14 protein-coding genes are annotated in these 13,968 nt (G+C 71.6%); 7 read left to right on the forward strand and 7 right to left on the reverse strand.

Annotation, left to right across the window (positions count from 1 at the left end):
- Positions 1–6: 6 nt before the first annotated feature.
- Together RI138_RS30395 and RI138_RS30400 are read right to left on the reverse strand one after the other, a co-directional pair.
- Positions 7–528 carry a hypothetical protein gene (locus tag RI138_RS30395; protein ID WP_311122475.1) on the reverse strand — a complete coding sequence of 174 codons (522 nt, stop codon included), beginning with the start codon at positions 526–528 and terminating at the stop codon, positions 7–9.
- A gap of 36 nt (positions 529–564) precedes the next feature.
- Positions 565–1,140 carry a sigma-70 family RNA polymerase sigma factor gene (locus tag RI138_RS30400; protein WP_096630118.1) on the reverse strand — a complete coding sequence of 192 codons (576 nt, stop codon included), beginning with the start codon at positions 1,138–1,140 and terminating at the stop codon, positions 565–567.
- A 266-nt stretch (positions 1,141–1,406) separates the two neighbouring features.
- On the opposite strand from RI138_RS30400, the gene RI138_RS30405 reads away from it, so the two are divergent.
- The gene (locus RI138_RS30405) at positions 1,407–2,603 is read left to right on the forward strand and encodes a CapA family protein (protein WP_311122476.1); all 1,197 of its coding nucleotides are present in this window, start codon (positions 1,407–1,409) and stop codon (positions 2,601–2,603) included.
- 16 nt (positions 2,604–2,619) lie between these two features.
- Here RI138_RS30405 and RI138_RS30410 read toward each other — a convergent pair whose 3' ends face one another.
- A complete protein-coding gene (locus RI138_RS30410) occupies positions 2,620–3,081 on the reverse strand; it encodes a universal stress protein (RefSeq protein ID WP_096630121.1) in 462 nt (153 codons plus the stop codon).
- Between the two features lie 167 nt (positions 3,082–3,248).
- On the opposite strand from RI138_RS30410, the gene RI138_RS30415 reads away from it, so the two are divergent.
- On the forward strand, positions 3,249–4,100 hold the full coding sequence (locus RI138_RS30415) for a polysaccharide deacetylase family protein (protein WP_311122477.1): 852 nt from the start codon (positions 3,249–3,251) through the stop codon (positions 4,098–4,100).
- 54 nt (positions 4,101–4,154) lie between these two features.
- Here RI138_RS30415 and RI138_RS30420 read toward each other — a convergent pair whose 3' ends face one another.
- Positions 4,155–4,817 carry a class F sortase gene (locus tag RI138_RS30420; protein ID WP_096630123.1) on the reverse strand — a complete coding sequence of 221 codons (663 nt, stop codon included), beginning with the start codon at positions 4,815–4,817 and terminating at the stop codon, positions 4,155–4,157.
- 326 nt (positions 4,818–5,143) lie between these two features.
- On the opposite strand from RI138_RS30420, the gene RI138_RS30425 reads away from it, so the two are divergent.
- The gene (locus tag RI138_RS30425) at positions 5,144–5,623 is read left to right on the forward strand and encodes a hypothetical protein (protein ID WP_096630124.1); all 480 of its coding nucleotides are present in this window, start codon (positions 5,144–5,146) and stop codon (positions 5,621–5,623) included.
- A gap of 92 nt (positions 5,624–5,715) precedes the next feature.
- Here the strand turns inward: RI138_RS30425 and RI138_RS30430 are convergent, their stop codons facing one another.
- Both RI138_RS30430 and RI138_RS30435 read right to left on the reverse strand, forming a co-directional pair.
- Complete coding sequence (locus RI138_RS30430) at positions 5,716–6,270, reverse strand: hypothetical protein (RefSeq protein ID WP_096630126.1); 555 nt, start codon at positions 6,268–6,270, stop codon at positions 5,716–5,718.
- A 173-nt stretch (positions 6,271–6,443) separates the two neighbouring features.
- Positions 6,444–7,208 carry a bestrophin-like domain gene (locus RI138_RS30435; protein WP_311122478.1) on the reverse strand — a complete coding sequence of 255 codons (765 nt, stop codon included), beginning with the start codon at positions 7,206–7,208 and terminating at the stop codon, positions 6,444–6,446.
- A 761-nt stretch (positions 7,209–7,969) separates the two neighbouring features.
- Here RI138_RS30435 and RI138_RS30440 point away from each other — a divergent pair.
- From RI138_RS30440 to RI138_RS30450, 3 genes are all read left to right on the forward strand, one after another.
- Positions 7,970–8,941 (forward strand): SCO0930 family lipoprotein, encoded by a 972-nt coding sequence (locus RI138_RS30440; RefSeq protein WP_311122479.1) that lies wholly within the window; start codon positions 7,970–7,972, stop codon positions 8,939–8,941.
- Positions 8,942–9,196: 255 nt separating this feature from the next.
- The gene (locus RI138_RS30445) at positions 9,197–10,015 is read left to right on the forward strand and encodes an SAM-dependent methyltransferase (protein WP_311122480.1); all 819 of its coding nucleotides are present in this window, start codon (positions 9,197–9,199) and stop codon (positions 10,013–10,015) included.
- Positions 10,012–12,186, forward strand: a complete 2,175-nt coding sequence (locus RI138_RS30450) for a putative bifunctional diguanylate cyclase/phosphodiesterase (protein ID WP_311122481.1) — start codon at positions 10,012–10,014, stop codon at positions 12,184–12,186. Before RI138_RS30445 ends, RI138_RS30450 begins: the two co-directional genes overlap by 4 nt.
- An 84-nt stretch (positions 12,187–12,270) precedes the next feature.
- On the opposite strand, the gene RI138_RS30455 is transcribed toward RI138_RS30450, so the two are convergent.
- On the reverse strand, positions 12,271–13,167 hold the full coding sequence (locus RI138_RS30455; RefSeq protein ID WP_096630134.1) for a LysR family transcriptional regulator: 897 nt from the start codon (positions 13,165–13,167) through the stop codon (positions 12,271–12,273).
- A gap of 96 nt (positions 13,168–13,263) precedes the next feature.
- Between RI138_RS30455 and RI138_RS30460 the strand changes: the two genes are divergently transcribed.
- Positions 13,264–13,968: a succinate dehydrogenase gene (locus RI138_RS30460; RefSeq protein WP_311122482.1), complete on the forward strand. Its 705-nt coding sequence runs from the start codon at positions 13,264–13,266 to the stop codon at positions 13,966–13,968.

Raw genomic sequence — 13,968 nt, forward strand, 5'->3', positions numbered from 1 at the left:
CGGCGCTCAGTACAGGTGCACGGCCAGATGCCCCAGCGGCAGCCCCAGCTGCCACGCGGGCGTCCAGACCTGGACCTCGCCCTCCTCGTGCGGTCCCGCCCCCACCGGCTCCCGGGGCACGGGCGGCCCGATCGCGTCCAGGTCCGCGGCGAGCAGCTCGGTCTCCTCCAGCCACCGCCAGGCCGCCCGCGCCAGCGCCAGATCGGGGTCACCGGGCGCGGCCCGCCGGCCCGCCTCATCCAGCCGCTCGCAGACCCAGCTGCGCCAGGTGCTCCCGTAAGCGGTCAGCAGCCGCAGTTCGTCGACACGGGGTTCGGGCAGGGCCCGGGGCGCGGGGGTGTCCCGGAGGTACTCGCTGAGGAACATCGTCAGCGCGAGCGCGTCGCGCCCCGCCCGGAACTCCAGGGTCGTCGGCTCCATCAGGTCGCCGGTCCGTAACAGCTCGTCGGCGATGTACTCGGTGGACAGCCAGGCCATCGGCACCGGCAGCCCGTTCCCACCGGTCCCATCGCTTTTCTCGGGACGCATCCCGTCTCGCCTCTCTTCCTCGTTCGGTACCGGGCTTCACGCAGCATTGAACCGGGGGCGGGCGCCCCGCGTGGGCAGAAGGGAGCGATCGCCCTCGGGGGAGTAGCCGGGCAGGGTGCGCGACAGGGTCCGCAGGGCGTAGTGCGAACGGGACTTGACGGTCCCGGCGGGGATGCCGAGCGCGGTGGCCGCCTCGCCGACGCTCATTCCGCGGAAGTAGATCTGCACCAGCACCGCCCGGTGCTCGGGGCTCAGGGTGCGGACCGCCTCGCGGACGTCCAGGGCGCGGACGGCCGAGTCCGCGGTGTCCTGGGCGGCCGGGGTGCTTTCCAGCACCGTGTCGCTGACCTCGACCGGGCGGGCCCGGCGGGAGCGGCGCGCGTCGATGGCGAGGCGACGGCCGACGGTGAACAGCCAGGGCCGCATCGAGTCGTAGGGCGCTTCGAACGCCTCGGGGTGCTGCCAGGCGCGTACGAGTGTCTCCTGCACCAGATCCTCCGCCCGCTGCCGGTCCCCGAAGGTCAGGCCGAGCAGGAAGTGGAACAGGGCGGGGCCGTGTTCCCGCTGCAACTCCGCGATGGCCCGCTCATCGGTCGTCGTCGTGGTGTTCATGGACGTCCTCTCCCGCCGAGGCCCCTGACGGCCTCGCTCCGACGGGCGTATACGAACGCATTCGGGGGCGCGGGAACAGGTGGTGTGCCGAGGCGTGCGACGAGCGGTCGCTCAGTGCGGCGAATGGTGCGGTGAACGGTCGAGGGGCCGTCGGGGTCGGCCGGTACGACCAGTTCAGCTAGGTATACGGCAATGCTCCTTGCTTCTGCGGTATGACGATCTATGTAGTCGGATGGTCATAATCATCCGAACGTGGAGTCGAGCAGATGACGCAGCGCATCCGACCGGGCGCCGTGGCCGCCCTCGCCCTCCTGCTCGCCGCGGCCACCGGCTGCACCGGGCAGCAGCCCCCCGCCGCCGCACCCAGCACACCCGCCGCGGCCCGGGGTGCGGCCGGCCAGGACGCCCACGGGCCCCGCCCCTTCACCCTCATCGCCGCGGGCGACATCCTGCCGCACTCCTCCGTCATCGACCGCGCCGCCGCCGACTCGGGCGGCCGGGGCTACGACTTCACCCCCATGCTGGCGGGCGTCGCCCCGGTCGTCTCGGCGGCGGACCTGGCCATCTGCCACATGGAGACCGTGTACGGGAAGGAGGGCGGCCCCTACACCGGTTACCCGAACTTCAAGTCGCCGCCCGAGGTCGCCACCGCCCTGCGCACCACCGGCTACGACTCCTGCTCCACCGCCTCCAACCACACCCTCGACGACGGGGCCGAGGGCATCCGGCGGACCCTCGGGGCGCTGGACAAGGCGGGCATCCGGCACGCCGGGTCCGCCCGCACGGCCGCCGAGGCCGCCCGGCCCACGATCCTGCCCGCCGGGCCGGGCAAGGGCGCGGCCAAGGTCGCCCACCTCGCGTACACCTACGGCACCAACGACATCCCGCTGCCGGCGGGCCGCCCCTGGGCGGTCAACCTGATCGACGAGCGGAAGATCATCGAGGAGGCCCGGGCGGCCCGCCGGGCGGGCGCCGACGTCGTCGTGCTCTCCGCGCACTGGGGCACCGAATGGCAGGACGAACCGGATGCCGAGCAGCTTCAACTCGCCCAGCGGCTCACCGCCTCCACCGACGGGGGCCGCCCCGACATCGACCTGATCATCGGCACCCACGCCCATGTCCCGCAGGCGTACGAGAAGGTCAACGGCACCTGGGTCGTCTACGGCATGGGCGACCAGATCGCCGGGGCGATGATCAACTACGAGGGCGCCCAGGACCCGCGCGGCAATCAGGGCTCGATGGGGCGCTTCACCTTCGCGCCGCCCGCGAAGCCCGGCGAGCGCTGGACCGTGAAGAAGGCCGAGTTCGTACCGCAGTGGTACGACACCGTCACCGGACGCGCCGTCAACCTCAACGTCTCCCTGGACCAGGGGGCCGGGCATCTGCGCGAGGTCCGCGACCGCATCCGCACCGTCGTCCTCGGCCGGGGTGCGGAGGCGGACGGGCTCCTCATGGGCAAGTAGGCGGCCGGGGACACGTTCACGGCACTACGGTGACCGGCCAGCGCCCCGCCTTCACCAGGCGCACCGCCACGGAGCCGACGAAGCGGTGCCCCGCCGACTCCGACGCCCCGACCACCACCGCGTCCGCCTTCAGCTCGTCGGCCGCCGTCACGAGCCCGTTGTAGGGGTCGCCCCGGAAGGTGTGGAACTCCCACCGCACGTCCCACGCGTCCCGGAAGCGCTCCGTCGCCTCGCGGATCTCGGTGACCAGGTCCTCTGCCACCTCGGCCGTCGCATCGCCCATCGGCACACCCAGCGCCGCGCTCGCGGTCAGCACCGGCTGCACGTAGACCAGGGCCAGCATGGCGTTCTGCCGCCGGGCGAGTCCGGCGGCGTAGGCGGCCGCACGCATCGACGGGTCGGAGCCGTCGAGCCCCGCGACGATCACCTTGGGGCCGTCCGTGCCGCGTTCGAACTGATGAGGCTGCTGCTCTGTCACGGCTCCGAGGCTATCGGCTCGGCCCGAGGGGCACGGCCCGGGAAGCCCCCTCGCGCTCATCGCGAGGAACATCCTCACGGCGAGCATACTGTGTCGATCGGGTGCAAAACGGTCGATGCCCGGTGTCGGCGACCGGGCCGGACGGCCAGCCGTGCGAGCAGTTGGCCATGAGAAGTGATCACACCGGACCCGAGCGCCGCACCCTGCTGAGAGTCGCCCTCGGCCTCGGAACGGCCACCGCCCTGCACCTGGTCGTCGCCGACCCGGCGTCGACGCCCACCCGCCCCGCACGGGCCGCCGGAACCCCGCCCGCCGCCGCGGCGGGACCCCCGGCAGGCGTCCGCGGCAGGCCCTCCCCGTACCGGCTGGAACCCATGACGGCGAGGACGCCGCCCCGGTTCAGACCGGCCCGGCCGCCGGTGCGCACCCGGCCCTTCGAGCACCTCCCCGACCTCGGGCACTCGATGGTCCTCAGCTTCGACGACGGCCCCGATCCGCTGTACACCCCGGACATCCTGAACACCCTGCGCAAGCACCGGGTCCGCGCGATGTTCTTCGTCTGCGGCGAGATGGCGGACGCCAACCGGGACCTGCTGCGCGAGATGGCGGACGACGGCCATGTGGTGGGGAACCACTCCTGGTCGCACCCGCTGATCCCGGAGCTGTCCCGCGCCGCGATCCGCGACGAGCTCGGACGCACCAGCGAGGTGGTCGAGGCGACGCTCGGGACACCGCCGCTCTGGTACCGCGCGCCGTACGGTGCGTGGAACCGCAACTCGTTCGAGATCGGGGCCGAGTTGGGCATGGAGCCCATGGCCTGGACCGTGGACACCCTCGACTGGAAGGAGCCGGGGACGGGCACGATCGTGCGCCGGGTGCTGGAAGGGGCGGCGCCGGGCGTGGTCGTCCTCTCGCACGACGCGGGCGGCGACCGCTCGCAGAGCGTCGCGGCCCTGCGCCGCTACCTGCCCCGGCTGCTCGACTCCGGATATCGCATCACGGTGCCGCACCGGGTCTGAGCCACGTCGCGCAGGGCTGTGCCCCGGCCGGGGGCACAGCCCTGTCCGGCGGACTCAGCGGGTGTCGACCAGCCGGGCGAAGACCACCACGTTCCCGTCGTAGCCGCCCGCCTTCGAGTAGCCGCCTCCGCAGGTGATGACCCGCAGCTCCGCGTGGCCGGTGTCGCCGTAGACCCGGGGGCCGGGGAAGTTGTTCTTGGAGAAGACCTCGACCCCGTACACCTCGAAGATCCCGACCCGGCCGTCGTAGCGGGTGACCTCGACGCGGTGCCCCTTCTGGAGCGAGCCGAGGCCGTAGAAGACGGCGGGGCCCGAGTTGTTGTCGACATGGCCGACGACCACGGCGGTGCCGCGCTGGCCGGGGGCGATGCCGTTCTGGTACCAACCGGCGAGGTTGGGGTCCTCGGCGGGCGGGGCGTCGATCCAGCCGCCCGCGTCCAGGTTCACATCGACGATGGGGGCGTCGACGTTGATCGACGAGATCTTCACGCGCGAGGCCGGGGCGTAGGGCAGCGGTTGCACCGGCTCGCCCTCGGCCTGCGGCACCGGGGCGTCCTGGCTCAGATCCAGCGAGGCGGCGGCGGCGGGCTGGGGCGGGCCCGCCTCCCCGAACTCCGTGCCGTTGCGCATGAGGGCGAGGCCGGTGAGCATCACCAGGGCGACCGCACCCCAGGGCACACGTCTGGTCCGCTCGCCACCGGCGTAGTCCCGGCCCATGGTTCTCCCTTCGTCGCGACGTTGTGAACGCTAGGGGCGCTGCGGCGGGGCGGCGATCAGAGAAGAGCGAACGGGTGGCGGGCGAATCCGCGCCGCCTCGGACGGCTGCCCATCGGAGTAATGAGCGGATAAAAGTTTTGATGGTCTGTGACCTGCGACTCCGTCAGCTCACGGGGTTTCCTGACGGCGTGTCGCGTCACCGGGGTGGAGCAGTGCCGAAGTGCGAGCCGCCGGTCCGCTGGTGAGTGTTCGTCATGGGAGGCGTTCTCGTCGATCCAGCCCGGAGGAAAAGCCTCCGGGGGCGTTTCCCGCAGGAGGTTCACACGATGCGCGCTTCACGCGTTCTCGCGGTCACCGCGACCGCATTCGCGGCCGTCGGGCTCGCGGCCCCCATGGCCGCTGCCACCAACGGTCCGAGCAACGTCACCGTCAACCCGTACTCGGTTCATCAGGGCGCCACCATGAAGGTCACGGCGCAGGGCTGCGGCCACGGCGGCAAGGTCTGGTCGAACGCGTTCCCGACGACCACGCTCTCCGCGGGGGGCACCGGTCACGCCACGGCCCACATCCGGCACAACACCACGCCGGGGCACTACCACCTCTCGGTGAAGTGCAGCGACAACGACCGGATCGCCACGCACAAGTTCACCGTGCTCGCCGGTCAGGGCGCGCAGGGCGGCCTCGGCGGCTCGATGGGCCCGAACTCCGTGGAGATGCAGGTCGGCGGCGGTCTGGTGGCCGCGGCGGCCGTCGGTGGCGCGGTCTTCCTCGTCCGGCGTCGGCGGACGAGCCATGCGGCGTTCTAGGGCGGCGAACCTCCCGCCCGGCCCGATACGCCCGTCGCCCCGAGTCCTGGATCAGGACCCGGGGCGACTGTCGTGCGGCGCACGTGACGGCTTCAGTGCCGGCGGGCGGTGTTGCGCCGGCGGGCGAAGTAGAGGGCGCCCGAGGCGGCCGCGAGCACCAGGCCAGCCCCGGCGGCGACCTCCACCGTGTCGGTGGTGCCGGAGCTTCCGCCGAGACCGCCGCGCACGCCGCCCGGGACAAGGGCCGTGGAGCTCGCGGTCGGGACCCTGGGGGCCGGGGTGGGGGTGCTCGTCGCGCCGCCCGTGATGGTCAGGTTGACGTTGCGAGAGGTGCCGGTGGAGCCGCAGGTGAACGTGACGGCGTAGACGGCGCCGCGGCGGGCGTCCGTGTCGACGGTGGCGGTGGCCGTCGTACTGCCGCTCGGGATCACCGTCGTGTCGAAGATGCCCGAGCTGACGGTCGTCTCGCCCGTGCACCCGCCAGCGCCGAGGGTGACGCGGCCGCCCGGCGCGATGACCGAAGGGGTGATCGTCGGATTGAACGTGCTGGTGGCCCCGTCCGGAGCCGCGAGGGCGGCGGACGGGGCGATCAGCGTCAGGGCACTCGCGCCGAGCAGGGCGAGCGGTGCGACACGTATCGCGCGCATGGTGGATCCTCCGGGTTCCCCGAGGGGCAGCTGCGGAACGTATTTCCACATAGCAGGAAAAATGCACCTCGATGCCCGACACGCTAGGAGGGGTCCCCACCGTGCGCGATCGGGGTCCGGCGAATGGGGCAGTCAGGTCCCCCGGCCGGCGCACCGGGCGGGGGAGCGCGGCATCAGCGGGTGGCGTCCGGAAAGAGGTCGAAGAACGGTGTCGCGGTCGCCGAGACACCCCGGCCGAAGGGCGCGTCGAAGTCCCAGATCAGGAAGAGCAGGAAGGCGATCAGCGCGCTGAAGAGGCCTGCCAGCAGCAGTTCGCGGAACGTTCTGCGGATCTGGAGGGTGAAGATCAGCCCGACGGTCACCAGCGCCCCGATGATCAGGCCGAACCAGACCACCCCGGGCATCGTCGCCCCGGCGTTCTGCCCCCGTGAGCTGCGGGCGTCGTCTGCCGCCGCCACCTGGTCGACCAGCGGCTGGTAGGCCTGCCCCTCGTGGTCGGTCTGCGGCTCGTAGTCGGTGACGTCGGCCCGCACCCGGTCCAGCAGCTGTGTGCCGCGTTCGGTGAGTCCGCCCCGCTCGGACATCACCTTCCACTCGACGTCGACGACGTGGGCGACGTAGGCGTCCACGTCCGCCCGGATGCGGTCGCGGACCTCGGCCGGGTAGACGGAGGCGCGCGCCTGTACCTCGTGCAGCGCCTGCGCCTCCAGGCGCACGGACTCCTGGGCGGCGCTGCGGCCCTCCCACACCCCGGCGATGGCCAGGCCCAGGACGATCGCGTAGACCACGCCGATCATCATCGTCATGTACTCGATGACGTCGGGCGTCTCGGACGGGTCGTCGTCATCCCCGATCCGCCGGTTGTTCAGGACGGCGATCGTGAGGACGACCGCGCAGGCTGACGCCATGGCAATGCTCAGTACGAGCCATTCGGACATGCATCTCTCCTGGTCAGCGAGACGATCGTGGCCGCAGCACGGCGACGGCGAACACCGCGGGAGCGGTGATCAGCAGGGTCAGGGACACCAGCGACGGTCCACTCCGGGGCTCTTTGCGGGTCGGTTTGCGGTACGCGGGCCGGGCCACGGGCCGGGGCGCCGCCGGTTGTGCCCGCACCGAGGACTCCGGCGGGGCCGACGGCTTCGGCGGCGGTTGCGGTGCGGGCGGCGGCGGTGGTGCCGCAGTGGGCGGAGGCGGAGGCGGAGGCGGAGGCGGCGGAGGAGGTGGAGGCGGTGGCGGCGGCGGTGGTGGAGGTGGCGGCGGCGGTTTGGGAGGTGGCGGCGGTGGAGGCGGCTCCGGGGTGGAGACCGCCGCGCACCCCCCGTCGCCCGCCACGGCGACCGAGGAACTGCCGTCGCCCCGCCCGATCGAGGCCACCGCGCAGTTGTCGGCGGTCGCGGGCGGCGGTACGGCTATCAGCCAGAGGAGTGCGGCGGCTGCCGTGAGCCGCCCGATGCGTGATCCGTACACGACGGGGAGCATGATCCACGCAGCCGGGGGAAACGCGGGACTTCCGGGTGATTCCCCTGATCGTGGGGATAATGGGCCATTCGTGTTTGCGCGGTGATCACGACCCGCCGGAATTCTTCTCCGCCTCCCTTTGAACGCGAACCGGTCGCCGCCCCGTACCTAGGGCCATGAACGACGCGGTCACGCGTCGTCATCGGCAGCGATACGACGAAGTACTACGGGAGTCGACATGAACACCTGGCGCAACGCCTCGCTCGCGGTCACCGCCGCGGCCCTGTTGACGCTCACGACGGCGTGCGGTCAGGAGAACGGCGCGGCCTCGCCCAACGGACAGTCCGTCGGCAACGCGGCCCCGGCCCAGCAGCCCGCGGAGAGCGGGTACGGTTCGGCCGGCGGCGGCTACGGCTCCGGGGCCGACGCGGACGCCGCGGAAACGAAGGAAGCCGGTCAACTCGGTGTGCGGGACAGCAAGAAGCTCGGGAAGGTGCTCACCGACAGCGAGGGCTTCACGCTCTACCGCTTCGACAAGGACACCGCGAACCCGCCCAAGTCGAACTGCGACGGCGAGTGCGCGGCGATCTGGCCCGTGGTGGGCGCGGGCAACGCCGTGGCCGCCGCGGGCACCGACGACGAACTGCTCGGGGAGGTCACCCGGGCCGACGGCACCAAGCAACTCACCATCGACGGGTGGCCGATGTACCGGTACGCGAAGGACACCGCACCGGGTCAGGTCAACGGGCAGGGGGTCGGCGGGACCTGGTTCGCCTCGGCCCCCGACGGAAAGAAGGCGGCGGTCAACGCCGACAGCGCGGGCGCGGGCGCCGCCGAGCCCGCCGACCCCGCGGGGCTCTCGGTCCGCAAGGACCCGAAACTCGGCGACATCGTGGTGGACGGCCGCGGTATGACCGTTTACCGGTTCACCAAGGACTCCGCATGGCCGATGAAGACGGCGTGCACGGGCGACTGCCTCAAGAAGTGGCCGGTAGTCGCTCCCGTGGCCAAAAGCGAGGTGGACGGAGTGACGACGAAGGGATTCGTCACCTTCGACCGCCCTGACGGTATCAAGCAGCAGACCATCGACTGCTGGCCGATCTATACGTTCGCCGGTGACTCGAAGCCCGGCGACACCAACGGCCAAGGAGTCGGCGGCACCTGGTATGCCGTTTCCCCCGATTCGAAACTCGTCGGTGCCGCCAAGTAATCGCGGCAGCGGCGAATAACCGCCCAGGAGCCCCAAGTGGCCCCGAACCACCGGGAAACGGCGCCCGGAGTGCCGGTCCGTCGCTGCGTGCGTACGCGCAGCGACGGACCGGCCGCACATGCCACCGGAGTGTGACCAATAACGGACCGCTAATTTCCGTTTCCACTCGCCCTCTTGGCGGCCGATCAGTAGCCTCTGGTCAACACTGACCATGAACATGGCCGGATCGCCGTGGCGAACTTGTTGGAGACATCGATGGAGCGTCCCGCCTGGGCACCGCAGGGCATTGACATTTCGGTGCCGAGCGTGTCTCGCATGTACGACTTCTATCTGGGCGGATCGCACAATTTCGAGGTGGACCGGGAAGCCGCGCGCAAGGCCATGGAGTTCCTCCCGGGCCTCCCCAAGATCATGCAGGCCAATCGGGCCTTTATGCGCCGCGCCGTCCGCCATGCCGTTGACGCCGGGATCGACCAGTTCCTCGACATCGGCTCCGGCATCCCGACCTTCGGCAACGTCCACGAGGTCGCCCAGGCCGCCGACCCCGGGGCCAAGGTGGCGTACGTCGACCACGACCCGGTAGCCGTCGCCCACAGCCAGGCGGTGCTGGAGGGCAACGACCGCGCGGTCACCGCCGCCGCCGACCTGCGCCGCCCCAAGGACATCCTGGCGCACCCGGAGATCACCGGGCTGCTCGACCTGAACCGCCCGGTCGCCCTGCTGCTGGTCGCGGTGCTCCACTTCGTCGAGGACGCCGACGACCCGTACGCCGCGGTCGCCGAACTGCGCGACGCGCTGGCCCCCGGCAGCCTGATCGTCCTGACCCACGCCTCGTACGAGGGCATCCCACTGCCCAAGGAGGAGGCCGACGGGACGGTCGGCGTCTACCGGAACATCCGCAACCCGCTGATCATGCGCTCGCGCGAGGAGATCGGCCGGTTCTTCGACGGTTACGAGATGGTCGAGCCGGGACTCGTGTCGATGCCCGAATGGCGGCCCGACACCCCGCAGGCGCCGGGGCAGGAAGACCCGTACGCCTTCTCGGGTTTCGCCGGGGTTGGGCGCAAGGCGTGAGCATCCCCGCCCAGGCGTCCGGTGAGCCGGACACGGAACCGGACGGTCCCGAAGGCCGCCTCCGGAGATTCGCCAGGATCTGGAGCCGGGCCATCTTTCCCCTGACGGCCACCTCCCTGACCCGGCCCGAGTTCGAAGAGCATCTGCTGCCCCTGGCCCGCGAGCTCAACGGCATCCTGCACGCCCGTCCCTTCGACGCCTCGCCCGCCCAGCGGGTCGGCGCGGCCCTGGTCGACGCGCACTGCACCGACCCGGACGCCCTCAGCTCCACGCTCGGCGTCGTCGACTCCTACCTCGTCCTCTACTGCGGCCACAACGGGCCCGGCGTCCTGTCCACCGAGGACGGGCGGGCCCGCTGCGCCCGCATCCAGCACACGCTGGCGGCCGGTTTCTCCCAGGCGCTGCGTGAGCGCACGCTCGCCGAGCAGGAGGCCATCGCCCGCTCGGCGCTGACGGCCCGTTCGCACGCCGAAGAGGCCCTGCACGCCACGGAGGCGCGGTTCCGCGCGGTCTTCGAGGACGCGGCCGTCGGCATCGGCATCGCCGACCTGGACGGCAACGTCCTGGAGGTCAACGACACCCTCACCAAGATGTTCGGCGGTCTGGAGCACCACGTCCGCAGCCACAAGGTGAACGAGTGGGTCCACCCCGAGGACTCGCCCCAGGTGTGGAAGTTCTACAACGAGCTGGTACGCGGCGAACGCGACCACTACCGGGTCGAGAAGGCGTACTACCGCAACGACGGTACGGTCCTGTGGACCAACCTCACCGTCTCCCTGCTGCGCGACCCCGAAGGCCGCCCGCAGTACCAGCTCGCCCTGATGGAGGACACCACCGAACGGCGCCTGCTCAACCTGCGGCTGCGCTACGAGGCCACCCACGACGCGCTCACCGGGCTGCCCAACCGGACGCTGTTCTTCGAGCGTCTTGAGAAGGCCCTCACCGCCCAGGACGGCACCCGCTTCGGCCTGTGCTACCTCGACCTCGACGGCTTCAAGGCGATCAACGACAGCCTCGGCCACGCGGCGGGCGACCGCCTACTCGTCGAGGTCGCCGACCGGCTCCAGAGCTGTGCCACCGCACCCGGCGAGATGGTCGCCCGGCTCGGGGGCGACGAGTTCGTGGCCCTGACCACCGGCCCCGACACCGCCGACGAGGTGGACGAACTGGCGGGCCGCATCCTCAACGTGCTGGCCGCCCCCATCCGGCTGGACGGCCGTGAACTCACCGTCCGCGGTTCGATCGGCGTCGTCGAGGGGCCCTCCGGGGAGCGCAGCGCCGCCGAGGTGCTGCGCAGCGCGGACATCACCATGTACCGGGCCAAGGCGGCGGGCGGCAACCGCTACCAGCTCGCCGACGCGGAGGCCGACGCCCGGGCCATCACCCGGCACGGGCTGACCACCGCGCTCCCGGCGGCGCTGGACCGGGGCGAGTTCTTCATCGAGTACCAGCCGCTCGTCCACCTCGGCGACGGCACGGTCCACGGTGCGGAGGCGCTCGTACGGTGGTGCCATCCCCAGTACGGGGTGCTGGGGCCCGACCGGTTCATCCCGCTCGCCGAGCACACCGGCCTCATCGTGCCCCTCGGGCGCTGGGTTCTGGAGGAGTCCGTCCGGCAGGCGAACTTCTGGCAGGAGCGGCACAGCGACGGCGGTCCCCTGCGGATCAACGTCAACCTCTCGCCGACCCAGCTGCACCACCCCCGCCTGGTCGCCGAGACGGTCGACGTGCTGGAGCGCTCCGGCCTGGAGCCGGGCGCGCTGTGCCTGGAGGTCACCGAATCCGCCCTGATCGGCGCCGACGACGATCTCCTCAAGCCGCTGCGGCAGCTCGCCGAGATGGGCGTCGACATCGCCCTCGACGACTTCGGCACCGGCTACTCGAACCTGGCGAACCTGCGCCGCCTGCCGGTCAGCGTGCTCAAGCTGGACCGTTCCTTCACCCGGGGCATGCAGCAGCACCCGGCCGACCCGGTCGATCTGAAGATCGTGGAGGGCATCGTGTCCCTGGCCCACAGCCTGGAGCTGGCCGTGACGGTGGAGGGCGTGGAGACCGGCGCCCAGGCCGAGCAGCTGCGCCGACTGGGCTGCGACACCGCCCAGGGCTGGTACTACGCCCGCCCCGGCGCCCCGGACCGCATCCACTCCCTGCTCCTGGCCGACGCGGTCTGACGGGGAGGGCCGGACTCACGGTCCGAACCGGGCGGGCGGGGCGCCGTCTCGGCCGGGGCGCCGGGCGAGGTCGGGGGCCCCGGCTCAGCCCGAGGCCGCCCCGAGCTCCAGCAGCATCCGCTGGAGCTCGCGCGCGGCCCGGGGCGGGGCGACGTCGCTACGGTGCGCCAGGGCGATCGTGCGCCGCAGCCCGGCCCCCGCCAGCGGGGTCTTCCGCAGATCGTGGCCCGCCCGGTTCGCGGTCATGCCCGGCACCACGGCGATGCCGAGCCCCGCGCGTACGAAACCGAGCACCGCGTCCATCTCGCCGCCCTCCACCGTGAACGAGGGCTCGAACCCCTCCGCGCGGCACGCGGCGAGCGTCAGCTCCCGCAGGTTGTAGCCGTGGCGGAACATCACCATCGGGGCGTCACGCAGATCGGCGATCCGCACCCGCCCGCCGCGCCCCGGCGCGGGCTCCGCCGCCGAGGACACCACCACCAGGTCCTCGTGGAGCAGCTCCACCGTGGTCAGCGCGGGGGACCCGGCGGGCAGCGGCAGCACCACCAGGGCCAGATCGAGCGCACCGCGCGCCAGTTGACGTACGAGGTCGTGCGAGCCGCCCTCCTCCAGCAGCAGCCGCACCCCCGGGTGCCGGTCATGGAAGGCGCGCAGAACGTCCGGCAGCAGACCCGTGCACAGACTCGGCGTCGCCCCGAGCCGCACCCGGCCGCTGCGCAGCTGCACCAGCTCCTGCACCTCCTGCCGCGCGGTCTCCGCGTCGGCGAGGATGCGCCGGGCCAGGGGGAGGAGCGCCTCGCCCGCGTCGGTGAGGGCGATATTGCCCCGGGCCCGGCTGAACAGCTCGGCGCCCAACTCCGTCTCCAGTGCCCGGATCTGCTGGGAGAGCGAAGGCTGCGACACATGCACCGCCTCGGCGGCCCGGGTGAAGTGCCGGGTCTCGGCGACGGCCACGAAATAGGTGAGCTGCTGGAAGTGCATGGGGCGACGATAACGCCCATCAATAGTGATTTCCTATGGAGATCAGCCAGACCATGTCTTGGACTGATCAGGTCGTTCGCCCCTACCGTCAGGTTCATGGCATTGGCAACGCGGACGGACCGACGGCCGTCGATGACGCGTACGCTCTGGGACTCGACCGTCGGCAAGAAGACGATCATGGCCGTCTCCGGCCTGATCATGCTCGGGTACCTCGTCGTCCACATGGCCGGGAATCTGAAGATCTTCTTCGGGCCCGGCACGTTCGACGGGTACGCCCACTGGCTGCGCACGCTGGGCGAACCGGTCCTGCACTACGAGTGGGCGCTGTGGATCGTCCGCGTGGGGCTGGTCGCGGCCGTCGTGCTGCACGGCGTCTCCGCCTACCAGCTGAGCCGCCGCGACATCAGGGCGCGCCCCGCCAAGTACGTCCACAAGAAGGCCCGTGCCGACTACGCCACCCGGACCATGCGCTGGGGCGGGATCATCCTCGCCCTCTTCATCGTCTGGCACATCCTCGACCTGACGACCGGTACCGTCCACACGAGCTTCGAGGCCGGGCACCCGTACCAGAACGTCATCGACACCTTCTCGACCTGGTACGGCAACGTCATCTACATCGTCGCCGTGCTCGCCATGGGCCTGCACGTCCAGCACGGCTTCTGGAGCGCCGCGCAGACCCTGGGCGTAGGCAACGCGACCCGCGACCGCATCCTGAAGACCCTCGCCAACCTCCTCGCCACGGCGCTGACGGTGGGCTTCATCTCCGTACCCGTCGCCGTCATGACCGGAGTGGTGAGCTGA

This window comes from Streptomyces durocortorensis (assembly GCF_031760065.1).
Classification (GTDB): Bacteria; Actinomycetota; Actinomycetes; order Streptomycetales; family Streptomycetaceae; genus Streptomyces.